The 19,560-nt window shown below is 46.6% G+C and carries 22 protein-coding genes and 2 tRNA genes; 4 read left to right on the top strand and 20 right to left on the bottom strand.

The window, feature by feature from the left end:
- A complete protein-coding gene (locus ICE89_RS05730; protein WP_216189341.1) occupies positions 1-267 on the top strand; it encodes a hypothetical protein in 267 nt (88 codons plus the stop codon).
- A gap of 100 nt (positions 268-367) precedes the next feature.
- On the opposite strand, the gene dnaB is transcribed toward ICE89_RS05730, so the two are convergent.
- The 6 genes from dnaB to ICE89_RS05760 form a co-directional block, all read right to left on the bottom strand.
- Positions 368-1,807 (bottom strand): replicative DNA helicase, encoded by a 1,440-nt coding sequence (dnaB, locus tag ICE89_RS05735; RefSeq protein ID WP_370624899.1) that lies wholly within the window; start codon positions 1,805-1,807, stop codon positions 368-370.
- A gap of 24 nt (positions 1,808-1,831) precedes the next feature.
- Positions 1,832-2,284 (bottom strand): 50S ribosomal protein L9, encoded by a 453-nt coding sequence (gene rplI, locus ICE89_RS05740; RefSeq protein ID WP_072583119.1) that lies wholly within the window; start codon positions 2,282-2,284, stop codon positions 1,832-1,834.
- A gap of 13 nt (positions 2,285-2,297) precedes the next feature.
- Positions 2,298-2,570, bottom strand: coding sequence for a 30S ribosomal protein S18 (gene rpsR, locus ICE89_RS05745; protein ID WP_011902267.1), 273 nt, complete (start codon positions 2,568-2,570; stop codon positions 2,298-2,300).
- A gap of 13 nt (positions 2,571-2,583) precedes the next feature.
- The gene (gene priB / locus ICE89_RS05750; RefSeq protein ID WP_072583120.1) at positions 2,584-2,877 is read right to left on the bottom strand and encodes a primosomal replication protein N; all 294 of its coding nucleotides are present in this window, start codon (positions 2,875-2,877) and stop codon (positions 2,584-2,586) included.
- Positions 2,878-2,936: 59 nt separating this feature from the next.
- Positions 2,937-3,311: a 30S ribosomal protein S6 gene (gene rpsF / locus ICE89_RS05755; RefSeq protein ID WP_072583121.1), complete on the bottom strand. Its 375-nt coding sequence runs from the start codon at positions 3,309-3,311 to the stop codon at positions 2,937-2,939.
- Between the two features lie 134 nt (positions 3,312-3,445).
- Complete coding sequence (locus tag ICE89_RS05760; RefSeq protein WP_216265186.1) at positions 3,446-4,522, bottom strand: asparaginase; 1,077 nt, start codon at positions 4,520-4,522, stop codon at positions 3,446-3,448.
- Positions 4,523-4,581: 59 nt separating this feature from the next.
- Here ICE89_RS05760 and lexA point away from each other — a divergent pair, with 59 nt between their 5' ends.
- A complete protein-coding gene (gene lexA / locus ICE89_RS05765) occupies positions 4,582-5,301 on the top strand; it encodes a transcriptional repressor LexA (protein ID WP_216122116.1) in 720 nt (239 codons plus the stop codon).
- Positions 5,302-5,376: 75 nt separating this feature from the next.
- On the opposite strand, the gene ICE89_RS05770 is transcribed toward lexA, so the two are convergent.
- The 5 genes from ICE89_RS05770 to uvrC form a co-directional block, all read right to left on the bottom strand.
- Positions 5,377-5,838 carry a hypothetical protein gene (locus tag ICE89_RS05770; RefSeq protein ID WP_216265187.1) on the bottom strand — a complete coding sequence of 154 codons (462 nt, stop codon included), beginning with the start codon at positions 5,836-5,838 and terminating at the stop codon, positions 5,377-5,379.
- A gap of 85 nt (positions 5,839-5,923) precedes the next feature.
- Positions 5,924-5,997: transfer RNA gene (locus ICE89_RS05775), tRNA-Cys, on the bottom strand.
- Positions 5,998-6,046: 49 nt separating this feature from the next.
- Positions 6,047-6,122 (bottom strand) — tRNA-Gly (locus tag ICE89_RS05780).
- Between the two features lie 116 nt (positions 6,123-6,238).
- Positions 6,239-6,814, bottom strand: coding sequence for a CDP-diacylglycerol--glycerol-3-phosphate 3-phosphatidyltransferase (gene pgsA, locus ICE89_RS05785; protein WP_215359402.1), 576 nt, complete (start codon positions 6,812-6,814; stop codon positions 6,239-6,241).
- A gap of 33 nt (positions 6,815-6,847) precedes the next feature.
- A complete protein-coding gene (gene uvrC / locus ICE89_RS05790) occupies positions 6,848-8,758 on the bottom strand; it encodes an excinuclease ABC subunit UvrC (protein ID WP_216265188.1) in 1,911 nt (636 codons plus the stop codon).
- Here uvrC and earP point away from each other — a divergent pair.
- Together earP and efp are read left to right on the top strand one after the other, a co-directional pair.
- The gene (gene earP, locus ICE89_RS05795; protein ID WP_216263986.1) at positions 8,757-9,827 is read left to right on the top strand and encodes an elongation factor P maturation arginine rhamnosyltransferase EarP; all 1,071 of its coding nucleotides are present in this window, start codon (positions 8,757-8,759) and stop codon (positions 9,825-9,827) included. The genes uvrC and earP overlap by 2 nt on opposite strands.
- Before the next feature lie 87 nt (positions 9,828-9,914).
- Positions 9,915-10,475: an elongation factor P gene (efp, locus tag ICE89_RS05800; protein WP_072583128.1), complete on the top strand. Its 561-nt coding sequence runs from the start codon at positions 9,915-9,917 to the stop codon at positions 10,473-10,475.
- Positions 10,476-10,550: 75 nt separating this feature from the next.
- Here the strand turns inward: efp and nagZ are convergent, their stop codons facing one another.
- The 9 genes from nagZ to ICE89_RS05845 all read right to left on the bottom strand — a co-directional run bounded on the left by nagZ (position 10,551) and on the right by ICE89_RS05845 (position 19,523).
- Positions 10,551-11,630: a beta-N-acetylhexosaminidase gene (gene nagZ / locus ICE89_RS05805; protein ID WP_216265189.1), complete on the bottom strand. Its 1,080-nt coding sequence runs from the start codon at positions 11,628-11,630 to the stop codon at positions 10,551-10,553.
- A 30-nt stretch (positions 11,631-11,660) separates the two neighbouring features.
- A complete protein-coding gene (acpS, locus tag ICE89_RS05810) occupies positions 11,661-12,053 on the bottom strand; it encodes a holo-ACP synthase (protein ID WP_215359394.1) in 393 nt (130 codons plus the stop codon).
- A 42-nt stretch (positions 12,054-12,095) separates the two neighbouring features.
- Entirely contained in the window at positions 12,096-12,839 is a 744-nt protein-coding gene (gene pdxJ, locus ICE89_RS05815; RefSeq protein WP_216265190.1) for a pyridoxine 5'-phosphate synthase, read from the bottom strand.
- 12 nt (positions 12,840-12,851) lie between these two features.
- Positions 12,852-13,586 (bottom strand): DNA repair protein RecO, encoded by a 735-nt coding sequence (gene recO / locus ICE89_RS05820; RefSeq protein WP_215359390.1) that lies wholly within the window; start codon positions 13,584-13,586, stop codon positions 12,852-12,854.
- A gap of 5 nt (positions 13,587-13,591) precedes the next feature.
- Positions 13,592-14,485, bottom strand: coding sequence for a GTPase Era (era, locus tag ICE89_RS05825; RefSeq protein WP_216860192.1), 894 nt, complete (start codon positions 14,483-14,485; stop codon positions 13,592-13,594).
- Positions 14,486-14,529: 44 nt separating this feature from the next.
- Positions 14,530-15,321, bottom strand: a complete 792-nt coding sequence (rnc, locus tag ICE89_RS05830) for a ribonuclease III (protein ID WP_216263983.1) — start codon at positions 15,319-15,321, stop codon at positions 14,530-14,532.
- Positions 15,322-15,326: 5 nt separating this feature from the next.
- The gene (gene lepB, locus ICE89_RS05835) at positions 15,327-16,133 is read right to left on the bottom strand and encodes a signal peptidase I (protein ID WP_216265191.1); all 807 of its coding nucleotides are present in this window, start codon (positions 16,131-16,133) and stop codon (positions 15,327-15,329) included.
- On the bottom strand, positions 16,133-17,938 hold the full coding sequence (lepA, locus tag ICE89_RS05840; protein ID WP_215359382.1) for a translation elongation factor 4: 1,806 nt from the start codon (positions 17,936-17,938) through the stop codon (positions 16,133-16,135). The genes lepB and lepA overlap by 1 nt, the downstream gene beginning before the upstream one ends.
- Positions 17,939-18,074: 136 nt before the next feature.
- Positions 18,075-19,523, bottom strand: a complete 1,449-nt coding sequence (locus ICE89_RS05845; protein ID WP_216263981.1) for a DegQ family serine endoprotease — start codon at positions 19,521-19,523, stop codon at positions 18,075-18,077.
- Positions 19,524-19,560 lie beyond the last annotated feature (37 nt).

A 19,560-nucleotide genomic window follows, 5' to 3' on the forward strand; every position in this document is an offset into this window, starting at 1 on the left:
ATGAAAAAAATCATCATCGCTTTAAGTATTGCACTGAGTTTTGCACTTCCTACTTATGCTTTTGCTGATCAAGCAGCCTGTGAAGCCAAAGCAGTGAGCAAAGAAGGTAAACCCCTCTATGGCGCAGCTAAGGATGCTTCCATTAAAAAATGTATGGGCGATGCAAAGCCGAATGATTGCGAAGCTAAGGCAGTCAGCAAAGATGGCAAACCATTATATGGCGCAGCTAAAGCAGCCTCGATCAAGAAATGTGAGGGCGGAAAATAAGATTAGTTATTGAATCTGTTTTGATCTGATTAATTTTTTGCATTAAAAAAGCCTCACAGTATGAGGCTTTTTCTTTATCTGTTTATTTAGTTTTATTTATTTAGAACGGCTCGTATCCACCAGAAGAGTAACCCACAGAGCCTATCGCTAAGTTATCAAACTTAGTATATGGACCTTGCCAACTTACCCGAATAGTTCCAATTGGGCCATTACGCTGCTTGCCGATGATGATCTCAGCTATACCTTTATCAGTAGTGGTATCTGGGTGATAAACCTCATCACGATAGATGAACATAATTAAGTCTGCATCTTGCTCAATAGCACCGGACTCACGCAAATCAGACATGATCGGACGCTTATTAGGCCTCTGCTCAAGGCCGCGATTTAACTGTGAGAGCGCAACGACTGGGCACTGCAATTCTTTTGCGAGTGATTTGAGTGAGCGTGAGATTTCAGAAATCTCGGTTGCGCGGTTTTCAGAACCAGAGCCACTCATCAACTGCAAGTAATCAATCACTACTAAACCAAGAGTTCCACCAAAGTTTCTGGCAATCCGACGTGCACGTGCACGCAACTCTAAGCTGGATAAAGAACCAGTCTCATCAATTAAAATTTGGGTATTACTTAAACGAGCAATAGCATCTGTAACACGAGGCCACTCATCATCTTGTAACTTACCAGTACGCATGCGACTTTGATCAACGCGCCCTACTGAACCTAATAGACGTGCGGCTAATTGCTCACCCGACATCTCCATGGAAAATATAACTACTGGCAAACCTTCGGCTAAAGCTACGTTTTCAGCAATGTTCAGCGCCATCGCCGTTTTTCCCATCGACGGCCTTCCGGCAATAATCACCAAGTCGCCTTTTTGCAAGCCACTAGTTTGCTTATCTAAATCTATGAAGCCAGTTGCAATACCAGTGATGTCGCTACCGCCTTGGCGGTTGTATAGCTCATCAATACGGGCAACAACAGCTTTCAGCAAAGGCTCAATCTCAAGATAGTCAGCTTTGCGACTACCTTCTTCGCCAATCTGAAGAATGCGTGATTCAGCTTCATCCAACAAAGTTCTTACCGTACGTCCCTCAGGAACGAATGCAGAATTAACAATGCTGTCCGAAACTTCGATCAAGCGACGCAAAATACTGCGGTCACGAACAATATCGGCATAGCCTTTAATGTTCGCAGCACTGGGAGTGTTTTGCGCCAATGAATTTAGGTAATCAATACCAACCAAATCACCACCCTGTTCAGATTTAATTGCATCATGAACAGTAATGACGTCAGCGGGATGATTGTCGCCAACCAAACGAGCAATCGCTTTGTAGATCAAAGCATGTTCGGGGCGATAGAAATCTTTATCGTTTAATACTCCACCCAGGTTATCCCAAGAGGAGTTATCGATCAGTAGACCGCCGAGCAAAGATTGCTCGGCTTCTACAGAATGCGGCGGGACTTTTAAAGCCTGCACAACTGCATCCCCAGAACCCATCATGCCAGGATTCAGCGTAACGGAACGTGAACGGGATTCAGCCATGTGGCTAGTTTACAGATCTAAAACTTAAGCTTGCTCGCCAACTACACGAATAGTGATGTCTGCAACTACGTCGGTATGCACAGCAACCGCTACAGGGTGATCACCAACCATTTTCAATGGGCCAGTAGGCATGCGAACTGAAGACTTCTCAATTGTGAAGCCTTTAGCTTTCAAAGCATCAGCGATGTCATGATTGGTTACAGAACCAAACAAACGACCGTCAACACCCGCTTTTTGACCGATTTCGAGAACCAAATCTTTGAGCTTTGCGCCAACTACTTCAGCAGCAGCCAATTTCTCAGCAGCTAATTTTTCCAACTCAGCACGACGAACTGCAAAATCAGCAATTGCTGCTTCAGTTGCACGACGCGCTTTGCGTTGTGGGATTAAAAAGTTACGAGCGAAACCGTCTTTAACGCGAACCACGTCGCCAAGGTTGCCCAGGTTAGTTACTTTTTCTAAAAGAATGATTTGCATTGAGGGCTCCCAATTATTTCTTATGTTGATCGGAGAATGGCAATAAAGCCAAGTAACGAGCACGCTTGATAGCAGTGTCTAACTGACGCTGATACTTTGCTTTTGTGCCTGTCAAACGAGCAGGGGTGATCTTGGCGTTTTCGCCAATGAAGTCCTTCAATGTATCTACATCTTTGTAATCAATCTGTTCTACGCCAGCAACAGTGAAACGGCAATAACGCTTACGCTTGAACAATGGGTTCTGAGCTGGTTTCTTTTTGAAATCGGGTTTCTTTCCAAACGCCATGATGATTTCCTCTTTAATTTTTCAATTGAATATGGGTAATATGGAAAACAAGTCTTTGATTACGTAGAGTCTTGGGTGCTAAGAATCCTTCAAACACTGCCTCAGTTCCCAAATCCATTCGCTCTAAGTCCTTTTGTATCGGACCGATTGTGATGGCTTCAACGTTCATCTGAATTTTCCTTGCCACTCCTACCTCGTTTGCTTGGCCGCTATGTTCTAGCTGGCAATGCATCACCGGTATTCCTGCTGGTGTAAATCGAATCGCGTCTTTAGATACCAAGATTGCAGTGAGGGTGAAATGATTCAACGCCGCTCCGCTTCTCTGATACGTTTTCTAGTCTGTGTATTCCTCTTCAAATTTCTAACTTAGGCTGTCGCTACAGGAGCGTCGGCTTGAGCAGATTTACGCGCTTCTTCACGTTGCACTTCTTTCATCATGATGGAAGGCTCTGTTTCAGCTTTCTTAGTCTTGATGATGAGGTGACGCAAAACAGCATCGTTAAATTTGAACGCATGCTCGAGCTCTTCCAGAGTTTTCTGGTCGCACTCAATGTTCATGCAAACGTAGTGGGCTTTAGCAAGCTTGTCGATCATGTAAGCCATCTGACGACGACCCCAGTCTTCCATACGATGAATTTTGCCGCCCGCAGCTGCTAATGTAGCTTTGTAACGATCGATCATCGCTGGCACTTGCTCGCTTTGGTCCGGATGGACGATAAAGACGATTTCATAATGACGCATCTAACACTCCTTAAGGATAGAGTCACCTGGGCGTCTTGCTAAGTTCTGATGGTTGTGAACTCAGCGCCAGTGTGACAAGGTAGTAACAAATTGTAGGTACTGCTAACAACACTTTTACAACTGCTTTTCAGCACTTACCGTATTACAGGCAAGACCGCTATTCTAGCAAAAAAATCCTGCCAAGTCAGGGATTTACCAGCTACTTGGGCTTGTTTTTCTGCATTCAACGCTAGCTGGAGTGCAATTCTGGCCCTAGGAGCAGTAAGACTGCCTGATGCCAAACACCCGCCAATGTCTTTTTCAGGCAAATCAGATAGGGTTTCACCCGCGCCCGTTCTTGTAGTTCTCACCAAGGCAATTCCATGCTTTACCGCTGCTCCCAAGGGATCTCTCCAAGCATCATGAAAGCCTCCCATGCCAGAACCCGCAAGGACCAAGCCCTTTACTTTGGAGTTCAGCCAATGGGTAATCGTTTCTGAGCGAGCACCTGCATGGCTTGTCAATATCTCTACCCAAGACCATTCGCCCTCTTTAGGAATGGGCAAATCCTCACTCCAAAGCGCCTGAACCGCCTTCACCCCAGACAGCCAGGATGGATTAATCAGCCCAACTGAGCTGCTAGGAGAAGCTTGGATAGGCGCATTGAGGGCGCTACCGTGGCGTTTTGCTAGGTCCATAGCCAAACAACCCCTGCCATCCATTACGGCATATATGCCGCCTGGGCAATCATCTAATGGGCTAGATGCCCAACGAATAGCATCCAGCAAGTTGGATGGACCGTCCGCCTTAGGGGCATTGGACGGCAACATGGAGCCCGTTAAGATCACTCTTTTGCCTAAATTTTGAGCATATTTACCGCAAGTCAGCTGCAAAAAGATACCCGTCTCTTCAATCGTGTCGGTTCCGTGAGTGACCACTATCCCTTTAACCAAGGTATTAGCAAGGGTCTCTCTTACAGCCTCGCCAAGTAAGGTCAATAGGGGCTCTGTCAGGCTGCGGCTATTGATATTGGCAACCTGCCTTGAAACTAAGCTAATGCCTTCTGGGACGGCAGATTGAATATGGGTAAGTAAGGAGGCGACTTCGACCTGGCCAGCTTCATATTGCATAGGTTTATCTGTCGGGCTCGGCGCCAAACCGGCAATCGTGCCGCCCATTCCCAACACCAAGATGTGAGGTGAGGTTTCGGAAGTATTTTGTTGAGAGCTCATACCTCATTATCCCCCTTAAATAGCTTGATCTATCAAATACTGCTGTATACAATCCCAGTATGGACATAAATACAGTTGATTTTCCGGAGGGGCTGACTGCCCTCCCCAAGCTCACTCCACGTCAGAATGAGATTTTGGAGCTGATTACTAAGGCCATCGATGAAAGCGGTCTGCCACCCACTCGTGCAGAAATAGCCACGCAACTTGGATTTGCTTCTGCCAATGCTGCCGAAGAACATTTGCGCGCACTTGCCAAAAAAGGTTACATCGAATTAACTCCCGGCACTTCACGCGGCATTCGAATTCCGCAACGATTTAATCAATCGCACAATAGCAATAAATACCGCCAACTTTCTTTACCGTCAGGCGCATTGCAACAACTCACATTGCCATTAATTGGTCGTGTTGCCGCTGGATCTCCAATCATGGCTGTGGAACATATTGAAAAGCATGTTCCAGTTGACCCCAATTTATTTAGCAAAGGTGCTGATTACTTATTAAAAGTAAAAGGAATGAGCATGCGCGATGCGGGTATTTTGGATGGTGATTATTTAGCAGTCAGAAAAACAACTGAAGTTCGCAACGGTGACATTGTTGTTGCTCGCCTTGATGATGAAGTGACTGTGAAGCGTTGGCAACAAAAGAAAACTGCAAACGGAATGGTCATCGAATTACAAGCAGAGAACCCAGACTTCAAAAACATTTTGGTAGATGATCGTCAGCCCAACTTTGCTATAGAAGGACAAGCGGTTGGCTTAATTAGGGCTGAAGGCCTTTAAGCAAGGTTGCATATAAGAAAAGGCCTCTGAGTAGAGGCCTTTTTATTTGCTGCCGTGAAGAGCGGTATTTTTGATTTACTTCTTACTAGGCGCCACTACGTTAGCATTCTTTGGTGAAGAAGTAATCGTGATCAATGTCTTTGGTCCAGTTAATGACCCTTCATTGAGTTCCACTGTAGCAGTACGATCACCTTTGGTGAATACCAAGATGCTCGTTTTTGTTTTCACTGCGCTCACAGTTGTCCAGCCGGCACGTGGATATTCAGACTGGAAAAATGCATAAATATCAGTGGGCGTTTGCACACCAGATAAAACTACACGACCGACCCAGTTATCACCGCGACCAATAATTAATGAATCCGCACCAATAATTTTTGAAGCTGCCGGCAAAGGCATATCACCCAACAACTGAGCCTGAACTTCTTGAACTTCCTGTGGGGTACCTGTTGGCGAATCGCCAGAGCTAGCGCATGCCCCTAACAATACCGATAGGGACAAAGTAAGAGTGCTGAGTTTAAGGGTGTGAAGTTTGATCATTTTTCGCTTTACAGAATTGATGCGACTTTCTTATACCTGCTGAAAGTATTTTAGGTGCTCTACCTATTTCGTCAAGCGAAATTACTGGAGGCGCGTGAGGGAATCGAACCCCCGTACGAAGCTTTGCAGGCTCCTGCCTAACCACTCGGCCAACGCGCCATACTCTTGAATCAAAAATGGGAAGCTTTTGAGGGCTTCCCATCGAACTTGGAGCGGGAAAGGAGGTTCGAACTCCCGACCTATACCTTGGCAAGGTATCGCTCTACCAGCTGAGCTATTCCCGCATAACAGGGCAGTAGTTTAACAAACAATCTGCAAGAAAGCATTATTCACAGCAAAACCTAAAAGCCAAGGGAATTCAATCTCCCTGAAAAGCTTAACTGGCTGGGCTTTACAACGCTTAGTCTATTTTTCCAGCGAGCTGAGGCAAGGCCTTTTTCATGTAATAGAACATCGACCAAAGCGTTAAAAAGGAGGCAATCCAAATTAACCAAGTGCCTACTTGCGCGCAATTTAACCAACCAAATAAGGTGTCATTGAGCAATAAAAAGGGAATGGCTACGAGTTGAGCAGTTGTTTTGAGCTTACCAACCATATGAACTGCCACACTTTTTCCGGCCCCTAATAAAGCCATCCACTCTCTCAGAGCGGAGATCGTGATTTCACGTCCAATGATGATGAGTGCAACCCAAACTTGCACTCGATCCATATTCAATAAAACCAATAATGCGGCAGCAACAATCAGCTTGTCTGCCACTGGATCTAAAAATTGGCCAAATGCCGATTCTTGTTTTAAACGGCGGGCCAAGAAACCATCTAACCAATCAGTAATGGCGGCAGAGATAAAGATGATTGCGGCAATCAAATTCTTATCAAACGGAGTAAGCCAGGAATTGGGAAGATAAAAAATAGCTACCAATAGCGGAATCGCAGCAACACGCAACCAGGTTAGGGCGATCGGTAGATTGAAAGGCATTGGATAAGCATAAACCAAGAACGGTCAATGCTCCTAGTGAAGCTGACGATATATCTGTTCAGCAAGCGTCAAAGAGACGCCTTCAACACTGGCAATCTCTTCGATACTGGCATTAGAGACACCCTTTAAGCCACCAAAACGAGCCAACAGCTTTTGACGACGCTTGGCACCAATGCCCTCAATCTCCTCTAGACGGGAGATTGTCCTAGCCTTAGCACGTTTAGCGCGCATGCCGGTAATTGCAAAGCGGTGCGCCTCATCCCGTATCTGAGCCACCAATAGCAATGCCGCACTGTCGATACCCAACTCCAACGCCTTACGTCCATCTGCAAAAATGAGTGTTTCCAATCCAACCTTACGACCTTCACCCTTAGCAACACCCACGATCAAACCCACATCTATGCCAAATTCAGAAAGAACTTGTCTTGCCATTTCTACCTGGCCTTTGCCGCCGTCAATCAAAATCACTTGAGGAATCTTTTCAACAGGCAGCTCTTGAAAATTGGCATAGCGTCTCTGCAAGACCTGGCGCATAGCTGCGTAATCATCACCTGGTGTGATGTCATTAATATTGAACCGTCGATACTCACTCGACTGCATCGCGTTTTTGGCATACACCACACAAGATGCTTGGGTTGCTTCACCAGAGGTGTGGCTAATATCAAAACATTCGATGCGCAACTGCTCAAGACTTTCCAATTCGAGGCTCAAGATATCAGCCAATGCACGTGCCCTAGCCAACTGTCCACCCGTCTCAACTAAGCGTTTAGTAAGTGCAATCTTCGCATTTCCCTCTGCCATTCCAAGCCAGTGACGTCTTTGACCTTGAGGTTGGTGCAAGAAAGTAATTTTTCTACCAGCTTGTACATTTAATAGCTCGTGCAAATCTTCAGGCGGAGATTCATTGAGTTTAGTCAAATCATCACTTGCTGATTGCAGGGCATGATTTAGAACGAGTACAGGTGGAATTAAATTGGCAGCAGTTTCATCCGCATGCTCTTCTAAATAATGCTGCGTAATAAAGGCCTCTAGTATTTCCGCAGGGGATGGCAACTCACCGGAAGTGGAGCGCAGACCTTTGGGAAAATACGCCCTATCACCCAAGTGACGGCCGCCACGAATCATTGCTAAGTTCACACAAACCATGCCCTCCATTTGCGCTACAACGATCACATCCACATCACCCTCACCCTCAGCAACGGTATCCATCGACTGTTGCTGCAACACACTGGATAAGTCAGCAATGCGATCTCGCAACACCGCAGCCATCTCAAACTCCATTGATTCGCTATGTTTGTGCATTTCTTTTTCAAGCTCGGATAACACTCGGCTGTGATCGCCCTCTAAAAATCGAGTAGCTTGAGCAACATCCTGCCCATACTGCTCAACACTGAGGCGACCGACGCATGGGGCACTGCAGCGATGAATTTGATGCAAGAGGCAAGGACGGCTGCGATTCTTGAAAACAGAATCCTCACAAGTTCTTAAGCGGAATACTTTTTGAAGAATCTGCACGCTATTGCGTACTGCCCAGCTATTCGGGAATGGTCCAAAGTAATGATTGCGCTTATCCACTTTTCCACGATATGACGCTAACCTGGGAAATTGATGCCCCGTTAACATCACATAGGGATAAGACTTGTCATCACGAAAGAGAATGTTGAATGGGGGAGCCAACTCTTTAATGAGATTGTTCTCTAGAATAAGGGCTTCCGTTTCAGTCCGTGTTACCGTTGTCTCATAGCGGGCAATTTTGCCCACCATCAGCTCGATACGCGGTGATAACTGGGTACGCTGGAAATAACTAGAGACACGCTTTTTGAGGTTGCGCGCTTTGCCTACATACAGAATATGTCCCACTTCATCAAAAAAGCGATATACCCCCGGCAATCCGGGTAGCCGTTTAACATCCTGCTGAAGGGTTTCGAAAAGCGAATTACTCATGCGTTGGGATATTTTCTGCCAAATCGTCGATAACTATGGTGATGCCGGTGTTTGCTGGCGTCTAGCCCGAAGCTTATCAAGCAATCATGGGCAAGAGGTTCGTATTTTTTGCGATGACCTGCCAACCCTTAATTTACTCGCATCTGGAGTAGACCCATCCATTAAGCAAAAAATTGATACGCAGCCATGGGAGGCTAGTCACGCTAATGCTCGTCACCCAGTAAAAATACCCGATGTTGTGATTGAGGCCTTTGGCTGTGAATTACCAGAACGTTACTTGGCAGGCCTATTTATCGCCCCGGTCAAACCCATCATCATTAACTTGGAATACTTGAGCGCAGAGCCCTGGGTGATTGATTTTCATGGCAAGGCCTCACCTCAATCACACGGCATTCCGAAATATTTTTTCTTTCCCGGCTTTCAGGATGAGGCGGGTGGGCTATTGCTGGACCCCATTCCACCAGAAGGTCATCTTGTGGCAAAAAATATTCCTGACGATCTGAAGGCTTCCTGGTCCAAGCTGCGTACTGGGGCAAAAAGAATCAGTGTTTTTTGCTACCCAGGCGCTCCTCTCAAAAAATGGCTAACTGACTTAGGCCGTCTTGGTGAAGATTTTGATGTCTTACTTGCTCATGGTCATGCTGAGCAACTCAGTCTTTATGGAGAGCACCCCATCTCTCTACCCAACAATATCCAGCTGCTCTCAATGCCATTTGTATCTCAGGATGAATATGACTGGGTGCTATCGCAATGCGACTTCAACATTGTGCGAGGAGAGGATTCTTTTGTGCGAGCGCAGCTTGCGGGCAAACCATTTATTTGGCACATCTATCCACAAGAAGATCGCGCCCATGAAGTGAAATTAGCAGCGTTTCTGGATCTATATCTGGAAGAGGCTAGCCAAGAATTAAGGTTGGCTACCATTGCCGCCATGACCTGGGCAATGCCCGGTGAATGGTTTGGCAGCCTGGATGCTTGGAATGCGCATGCCAAGCACTGGCGCACCCATTTACTAGAAAAACAAGCGGATGGCGGCCTGCCAGCACGTTTAATCCGCTTTGTCGCCTAATCCCAAGCAATAAAGGCTTGCGGGCGGTTACAATCTTGTTTTTGATTAAAACCGCAGAAAATTAGCTCTGCTCCCAGGAATAGCAAGATGAAAACAGCACAAGAACTCCGCGTTGGTAACGTAGTGATGATCGGCACCGATGCCCAGGTCGTTTTAAAAGCAGAATACAGCCGCTCTGGCCGCAACTCCTCTGTTGTGAAAATGAAATTTAAGAATTTGTTAACTGGCGCGCCAAACGAAGGCGTTTACAAAGCGGATGACAAGTTTGATGTTGTGATTCTTGATAAGAAAGAATGTACTTATTCTTATTTCGCAGATCCAATGTATGTGTTTATGGATACTGAATACAACCAGTACGAAGTTGAAGCTGAGTTCATGGGTGATGCATTGAACTATCTCGAAGAAAGCATGCCATGTGAAGTGGTGTTCTACGAAGGTAAAGCACTCTCAGTAGCAATGCCAAACTCATTGGTTCGCGAAATCATCTACACAGAGCCAGCGGTTAAAGGTGATACCAGCTCAGGCAAGGTATTAAAGAACGCAAAATTGGCAACTGGCTATGAATTGCAAGTTCCATTGTTCTGCAATACTGGCGACAAGATCGAGATCGATACTCGGACTGGCGAATATCGTAGCCGCGCTAACTAATTTGTAATTAACTAGCTAAAGATGTTAAAAAGCCCGGCATGCCGGGCTTTTTTATTTCTACAGACCAATATTTACTTATTCAGCAATCAGACTTAACTGCGCAAGTAAGCCTTTAGCGTGCTGGTACTGAGCCTCGTTCTGCAACTCACTCCATGTCGGCGCTGGCGCCACCGGCATCAGACGATTTAAACGTACCGCAGATTCAGATTGTTTTGCTTTTGAGACCTTGAGTTTGGAGAGCAATTGATCCGCAAGATCTGGGCGATTGCAGATTAACACTGCATCGCAACCAGCATCTAAGGCCATTTCAGCGCCCTTCACTACTGACCCTGCAACACTTGCACCCTCCATCGACAGATCATCACTAAAGATCACACCCTCAAAGCCTAATTCTTGACGGAGGATGGAATGGAGCCAGATCTTTGAAAATCCTGCTGGGTTCTTATCTACCTTTGGATAGATCACATGTGCCGGCATCACCGATGCCAAGCTCAAATCGAGCCATTCATACGGCTTAGCATCATCACTCAAGATTTCTTTTAACGAGCGCTCGTCTACCGGAATAGCTACGTGCGAATCAGCCTCAGCCCAGCCATGCCCAGGGAAATGCTTGCCGCAGTTGGCCATGCCAGCAAAACGCAAACCTTCATTCAGACTCTTCGACAAAGCAAAGACTATTTGTGGATCACGGCTAAAAGACCGATCGCCAATCACGCCACTGCGACCAAAATCTAAATCCAGCACTGGTGTAAAACTGAAGTCAACTCCACAAGCACGTAGTTCAGTAGCAAGCACATATCCACAGGCTGTAGCAGCAGCCATTGCGATAGCAGCAGATTCTGCAGCATGGGTTGATTTATTTTTAGCGCTCCACAATTCACCCAATTTACGCATAGCTGGTAAATGGGTAAAGCCATCAGTTCTTGCGCGCTGTACTCGACCACCCTCATGATCAATGGATATAAGCACATCAGGACGCAACTTCTTAATGGCAGCAGTTAATTTAGTAAGTTGCTGACGATTGGCAAAGTTCCTACCGAATAAAATAACGCCGCCAGTTAGGGGATGCAAGATGCGCCGACGATCCTCGGCATTTAATTCCAGACCAACTACATCTAGAGTGATTGGGCCGGGGGCCATGGTTGACTTACTCATTTCTTCCTCTATTTCAACTGTATTTTTTATTTACTTTTGAGTAACGATGACATGTGCAATTGCCATATCTTGCTCATCACTCACAGTAACGTGAGCTTCCCAATTTTTTTCTTTCATAAATAGCGCCAAAGCTCCTAAGTAAGAAGTAATTGGCTTGCCACTAGGCTCATTTAGGGTTTGGAGTGAACGCCAAGTCATCGGCATTCTCATTCCCAAACCAATCGCTTTTGAGAAGGCCTCCTTGGCAGCAAAACGGGTGGCTAAGAATGCAATACCACGCTTGTGATTTCTGGCAAGTCGGTGTTTAAAAACTAACATCTCATCTGGCCCCAGAATTTTTTCAGCTAGGCGGCCATTAGTGCGATCGTACGCCGCTTGTAAGCGCTCAATCTGTAGAATATCTGTGCCGATACCGATGATCATATTGACTGTAATGGCTTTTTTGTTATTTGCTGTTATTAATACTTAAGCGCTGGCTCTGCCCTGATCCATCAAGGCTTTCATGTCGATAATTGCTTTTTGCCAACCCTTAAATAAGGCCTCAGCAACAATCGCATGGCCAATATTGAGTTCAGATAATTCAGCAATGGCGGCTACTGGTTTGACATTACCTTCATGCAAACCATGACCGGCATTGACTCTCAGGCCGATACTTTTTCCGAATATTGCAGCCTTACGAATACGCTCTAACTCTTTAGCCTGGTCGACGCCAGATAAATCGGCGTAACGACCGGTATGCAATTCCACTACAGTTGCACCAACTTCTTTAGCTGCTTGAATTTGTTTTTCTTCTGGATCAATAAATAGAGATACCCGAATACCAGCATCAACTAATTTTTTTGTAGCGGCCTTCACCGCCTCAAAATGCCCTAAGACATCCAAACCACCTTCTGTTGTGACTTCTTCACGCTTCTCCGGAACCAGACACACATCGTGTGGCTTAACCTTGCATGCAATATCAATCATTTCGGGCGTCACTGCGCACTCTAGATTCATACGGGTTTTGATGAGCGGGCGAAGTGCCAGCAAGTCTGCATCTTTAATGTGACGACGATCTTCTCGTAAATGCAGAGTAATTAAATCAGCGCCAGCCTCCTCAGCAAGGGCTGCTGCTCTCAGTGGATCAGGATAGATCGTACCCCTTGCATTACGCAAAGTGGCGACGTGATCAATATTGATACCCAGTTCAAGGCTTGGATGGCTGCTCATCTCTGTAGATTACTAGATTTTCTTTAAATCAATCAAAATTTGGCGAGTCGTCAATACCTGATCCTGCAAGTGCAGGCCAAGAAGAAAACGCATCAATTGCTTACTCTCAGAAAGCGTCTCAGGGTCTGAGAAATCCCCCGCCGCAATTGCTAAAAGAGATTTCCCAGTGAGAACGGGCCAATGTCCTGGATCATCCACTTGAACTGGGCGAACACCCCGCTCTGGTTGATAGATGTATTGCTCTTGAGCCAGGGGCGCTTCATTGGTTTCAACGCAGCGATCCAAGGCAGCCGCATAACCCGTCTCTTGCAAGAGTGCCAACTCAAATGGACGCAAAATCTCTTCTAAGCCCTTAGACTCGAACTCCAGATTTGATAAAGCATTAATAGTCTCGGAATAGCGATCGTAAAGCCTTTCGTAATCATCTTCACGCGCTAAAAACTTGACGAGCAATTCATTGAGATAGAAGCCGCAGAGTAAAGCATCGCCAACCAAAGAAGGCATACCTCCCACCCACTCTGACTTCGTTAAAGTGCGGAGCTCTGATTTACCACTCCAAGAAACAAGCAGTGGCTGGAAGCGCTGCAATACCGGCCTTAGTGTGGAGTGCGGACGCTTGGCGCCCTTAGCAATTAAAGCCATACGGCCATATTGCCGAGTAAAGACATCCAGAATTAAGCTGGTCTCTTTATAGGGAATGCTATGCAATACAAAAGCAGGCTCGTCAGCAATGCGAATCGAGGCCATGAAACTTATTCCAGACCTTGAGCCCGCAATTCAGCTCGATCATCTGCCCAGCCACGCTTGACCTTAACCCAAGTCTCTAAAAAGACCTTGCCGTCAAAGAGCTTTTCCATATCGATGCGGGCATCAGTAGAAATCTTCTTGAGACGCTCACCCTTTTGACCAATGATCATTGCCTTGTGGCTATCGCGATCAACCAAAATGGTTGCGGCAATGCGACGCATCTTGCCATCCATCTTGAACTGATCGATCACTACCGTGCTGGTGTAAGGCAGTTCTTCACCAGTAAAGCGGAATACTTTTTCACGCAGAATCTCAGCAGCTAAGAAGCGCTCGCTACGATCGGTAATAGTGTCGCCATCATAGACAGCCTCAGCCTCAGGCAGATAACCCTCGAGAACATCTAACAATCTTTCAATATCACCAGGACTCTTGGCGCTCATCGGCACGATCTCAGCAAACTCACACTTCTGATCTTCATGGCCACCTAGTTCGCACCAAGGGCGAGCCATATCTTTAATGAAGCTAAGGAGTGCTTGGTCACGCTCTGATGGAGTCTGAAAGCGGCTGTTAAACAAGTCCAACTTATTTAAGACCAGAACAACTGGTAAGTCATCCGGCAGGAGCTTTAATACCTTTTTATCATCTTCACCAAAGTACCCAGCCTCAACCACGAAGCAGGCGACATTCACGTCTTGCAAGGCGGTGGTTACAGTGCGATTCAGCGCTTTATTTAAGGTGTTCATTAAACGTGTCTGAAAGCCTGGGGTATCGATAAAGATAAACTGCGCTTCTTCGCGATTCTGAATACCCAAAATACGGTGGCGTGTAGTTTGCGCCTTGCGAGAGGTAATACTGATCTTCTGACCAACCAATGCATTCAGAAGGGTTGATTTACCCATATTAGGACGCCCAACAATGGCGATGGTGCCGCATCTAAACACGATTAGCCCTTCAGCTTAAGGTTGAACTGCTCTTCGGTCACTTCCTTTTTGGCTGCCTTCTTTTTGGCCGACCGAGTCTTCTTAGGTTTACGAGATTCTTGCGGCAAAGCCTTGAGCATAGCAATCAAGGCCAACTTTGCTGCGGCTTGCTCAGCTGCACGGCGCGAGGCACCCTCACCTTTGACTGCCACTTTGTGACTAGGAATCAAGCACTCCACCTCAAACTGCTGATTGTGTGCAGCACCAGTAGTGCCGGTAACGTTATAGGTCGGCAATGGCAATTGATAGCCTTGCAAGCATTCTTGCAATAAAGTTTTGTCGTCCTTACCTAAGGTTTTAGGATCAACGTGCGCCAAGATGATGGAATACAGCTTACCTAAGCTGGCCTTAGCTGCATCAAAACCACCATCCATAAAGATCGCACCAGTCACCGCTTCTAAGGTATCAGCAAGGATAGAGGGGCGACGGAAGCCACCGCTCTTCAACTCACCTTCGCCCAGGCGCAAGTAATCCGACAAGGATAAAGTTTGGGCAATTTCGTATAAAGCTTGTTGCTTTACTAAGTTTGCACGTACGCGAGAGAGGTCGCCCTCATCTAAATCTGAATAACGCTCATAGAGCATTTCAGCAACAACGCAATTCAGAATAGAGTCGCCCAGAAATTCCAAGCGCTCGTTATTTTTCTTGCTATGACTACGATGAGTTAGCGCTTGATTTAGTAGCTCCGGCTTCTTGAAGGTATAGCCAAGGCGCTCTTGCAACGGTCCAGTTTCGATAACGGCGCGCGCATTCATAATATTTACTCGAATCCGCCAATGCGGCCAAGATTACCCAGGTTCAACCAAACAAAGAAGGCCTTACCGACAATGTTTTTATCCGGTACAAAGCCCCAATAACGTGAGTCTGCACTGTTGTCACGGTTATCACCCATCGCGAAGTAATGCCCTGGAGGTACTTTGCAAGTTACGCCAGACTGCTGGTACTGGCAGAACTCAGAACCTGGAAAACGTTCAGTCGGAAATACGGTGGCTGGACGATCTGGGTCATTGAGGATGTCATGACGATTGCCGCTTAAGTCTGCTGGGAAAGTCTCTGTGAAACGTTTGGCATAGCGCATATTCTCGGGATCGAGATACGGCTCGCCACCACTATATTGCAGAGGCTGACCATTAATAGTCAGGCGCTTATTTTCATAAGTGATTTCGTCACCCGGCAAGGCCACTATGCGCTTGATGTAATCCACCGACTCATCACGTGGGTAACGAAACACGACAACATCACCGCGCTTGGGTGATCCCAAGTCAACGACTTTTTGATTGAGCACCGGTAAACGAATTCCATAGGTAAATTTATTGACCAAAATGAAGTCGCCGATTTGTAATGTAGGGATCATTGAGCCAGAAGGGATCTTAAAAGGCTCAGCGATAAAAGAGCGCAATACAAATACCGCACAAATTACTGGGAAGAAACCTGCTGTGTATTCAAGCCACAAAGGCATACGGTCAATACCAGCCAAACGTCTTTGCGGGGCAAAGTGCAATTTGTCAGCAACCCAAGCGATTCCAGAAATAATCACCAAGATAAAAAGGACTAGAGCAAAGTTCATTAATCCTCCACCTGCAGAATAGCCAAGAAGGCTTCTTGTGGAATTTCCACGTTACCGACTTGCTTCATACGTTTCTTACCTTCTTTTTGCTTCTCTAATAACTTACGTTTACGGGAGATGTCACCACCGTAGCACTTAGCCAATACGTTCTTACGCAATGCCTTGACGTTTTCACGCGCAACAATATTGCTGCCAATTGCCGCCTGAATAGCCACATCAAACATTTGACGAGGAATAATGCCGCGCATCTTGGCTACCACTTCGCGCCCGCGATGTTGACTATTGCTGCGGTGAACAATCACAGAGAGGGCATCTACCCGCTCACTATTAATCAGGATATCGACCTTAACAACATCTGCTGGGCGATATTCTTTGAACTCGTAATCCATTGAGGCATATCCGCGTGAGATGGATTTCATTTTGTCAAAGAAGTCCAAAACAATCTCGGCCATCGGCAACTCATAAGTGAGCTTGACCTGACGACCTAAGTAATTCATGTCCATCTGAATACCACGCTTACCGACGCACAAGGTAATCATCGCCCCTACATACTCTTGCGGCATGTATAGATTAACTGTCACGATAGGCTCAAGAATCGTATTGATCTTGCTGGCCTCAGGCATCTTCGACGGGTTATCCACCATCATGAGCGTGCCATCAGACTGCTCCACTTGGTACACCACCGTTGGAGCAGTCGTGATGAGATTCATGCCGTACTGACGCTCTAAACGCTCTTGCACAATCTCCATGTGCAACAAACCTAAGAAGCCGCAGCGGAATCCAAAACCTAAAGCCTGAGATACCTCTGGCTCATACAAGAGTGAGGCGTCGTTTAACTTGAGCTTTTCAAGGGACTCACGCAACTGATCGTATTCACTCGCTTCTACTGGATATAGGCCAGCAAAAACTTGGGGCTTCACTTCTTTAAAACCGGGCAGTGGCTCGGCTGCAGGAACTCGCCCTTGCTGCCCAGGAGTATGTGTCACGGTGTCACCAACCTTGGCGGCCTTTAATTCTTTAATGCCGGCAATCACAAAACCCACTTGACCAGCAGATAACTCTGGACGATCGACTGACTTCGGACTAAACACGCCTACATGCTCGACTAAATGGCTTGAACCATTAGCCATCAAGGTGATTTTTTCTTTTGGTTTTAAGGTGCCATTCACAACGCGCACCAACATGACAACGCCTACGTAATTATCAAACCAGGAGTCAATAATCAAGGCTTGCAATGGATCTTCTGCATTACCCTTTGGCGGCGGCACTCTGGCGATCATTTCCTCGATGACATCCGCAACACCCAAACCTGTTTTGGCTGAGCAGGTGACGGCCTCAGAAGCATCGATACCAATGACGTCTTCAATTTCTTTTTTAGCGCGCTCAGGATCGGCTTGGGGCAAGTCAATCTTATTGAGTACTGGTACAACCTCAACGCCCAACTCAAGCGCCATGTAACAGTTGGCAACCGTTTGCGCCTCAACACCTTGACTCGCATCTACGACTAACAACGCACCTTCACAGGCAGACAAAGAGCGACTGACCTCATAAGAGAAGTCGACGTGTCCCGGGGTGTCAATCAGGTTGATATGGTAAATCTTGCCGTCTTTGGCTTTGTAATTTAAAGCTGCGGTTTGCGCCTTAATAGTGATGCCGCGCTCACGCTCAATATCCATTGAGTCTAGAACTTGGGCCTCCATTTCACGATCGGAGAGACCGCCACAGAGCTGAATAATGCGATCAGCAAGCGTCGATTTGCCGTGATCGATATGGGCGATGATAGAAAAATTGCGGATTAAATCCATAGCGTCTTAATAGGTCATTCAAAAAACGCCTTGTCAGAACGCACCACGATGATGCGCTGCAAAAAGTCGTCTTAAAGTGATTGTAATGGGTGGCGCCTAAAAGGCGCCAAACCGCTTTTTTAGGCCCAAAATGGGGTTATTTAGGCCTTACAGGAACGACTAAAGTACTGTCAGCGCGGCGGATAAAGACCGGTACAGCCTTATTGGCGTCCAAACCCTTAACTAGAGCCTCAAACTGCTTAACGCTTGTAATATCAGCATCTGCCACCCGAATAATGACGTCAGCTGGTCGAATCCCCGCTTTTGCCAAAGGGCCATCCCCTAAACCGGTTACCTCAACCCCGCCCTTGATATTCAAATCCTTCTTTTTGGCATCCGATAGTTCACCAACAACAACTCCCAGGGTATTGGCGCTATTGCCATTTGCCGCAGGGGCATCTGCCTTTTTATTAGCCGCCTGAGTAGATTCGGTATCAGTTACGGTAACTGTTAAATCACGGGTTCCACCTTTACGCCAAACTTGAACTGGCACGGAAGTGCCTGGCTTCGTTTCGCCAACTACTCTGGGTAAGTCGGTTGATTTAGAAATCTCGCGCCCGTTGAAACTCAGAATCACATCACCCGCTTCAATGCCACCAGCTGCTGCTGGTCCACCTGGCTCGACATTGCGAACATATGCACCACGAGGTTTACCTAAACCAAGACTCTCAGCAACTTCTTTTGTCATTTCACCCAAAGCAACACCAATTCGACCACGAGTCATCTTGCCATTAGTGCGCAATTGATCTGCAACACGCATTGCCTCATCAATCGGAATCGCAAAAGAGATACCCATATAGCCACCAGAGCGACTAAATATTTGCGAGTTGATACCAATCACTTGACCAGCAGTATTTAAAAGTGGTCCTCCGGAGTTTCCTGGATTCACAGCAACGTCAGTCTGAATAAAAGGTAAGTAGTCACCTGTATCGCGACTCTTCGCCGACACAATACCTGCAGTCACCGTGTTCTCAAGGCCGAACGGGGAGCCAATTGCTAGCACCCATTCACCTACACGCACCTTGGATGAATCACCTAAAGGTAGCTTTGGTAAATCACGTGCTTCAATTTTCACAACCGCAACATCAGTGCGCTTATCCATACCAAGCAACTTTGCTTTGAACTCGCGCTTATCAGTCAGAGTTACATAAATAGTAGTGGCACCTTCAACAACGTGAGCGTTAGTCAAAATCAAACCATTGGATTCAATAATGAAACCAGAGCCTACGCCACGATCTGCTTCTTGCGGCTTGCCTGGATTAGGTTGCGCCGGTTTAGGTCCGTTAGGAATTCCTGGAATAGGTACGCCAAAGAAACGGCGAAAGAATTCCGCTTGATCTTCTGGCATCCCAGGAATGCCACCTTGCGCTTGCTGCACTACTACTTTTTCAGTGGTACGAATATTGACAACTGCAGGACTTGCGCGTTCAACCAAATCCGCAAAGTCAGGAATAGTGACTCGAGGATTTTGAGCTAATGCAGGCGGAATAAACGCAACTTGCCCCAGACCAAAGATAGCCAAGAGCGCAATTAAATACTTTTTCATAATGCTATAGACCTACTTGGTGAAAACCAACAATGAA

The organism is Polynucleobacter sp. AP-Kaivos-20-H2 (genome assembly GCF_018882215.1).
Taxonomy (GTDB): Bacteria; Pseudomonadota; Gammaproteobacteria; order Burkholderiales; family Burkholderiaceae; genus Polynucleobacter.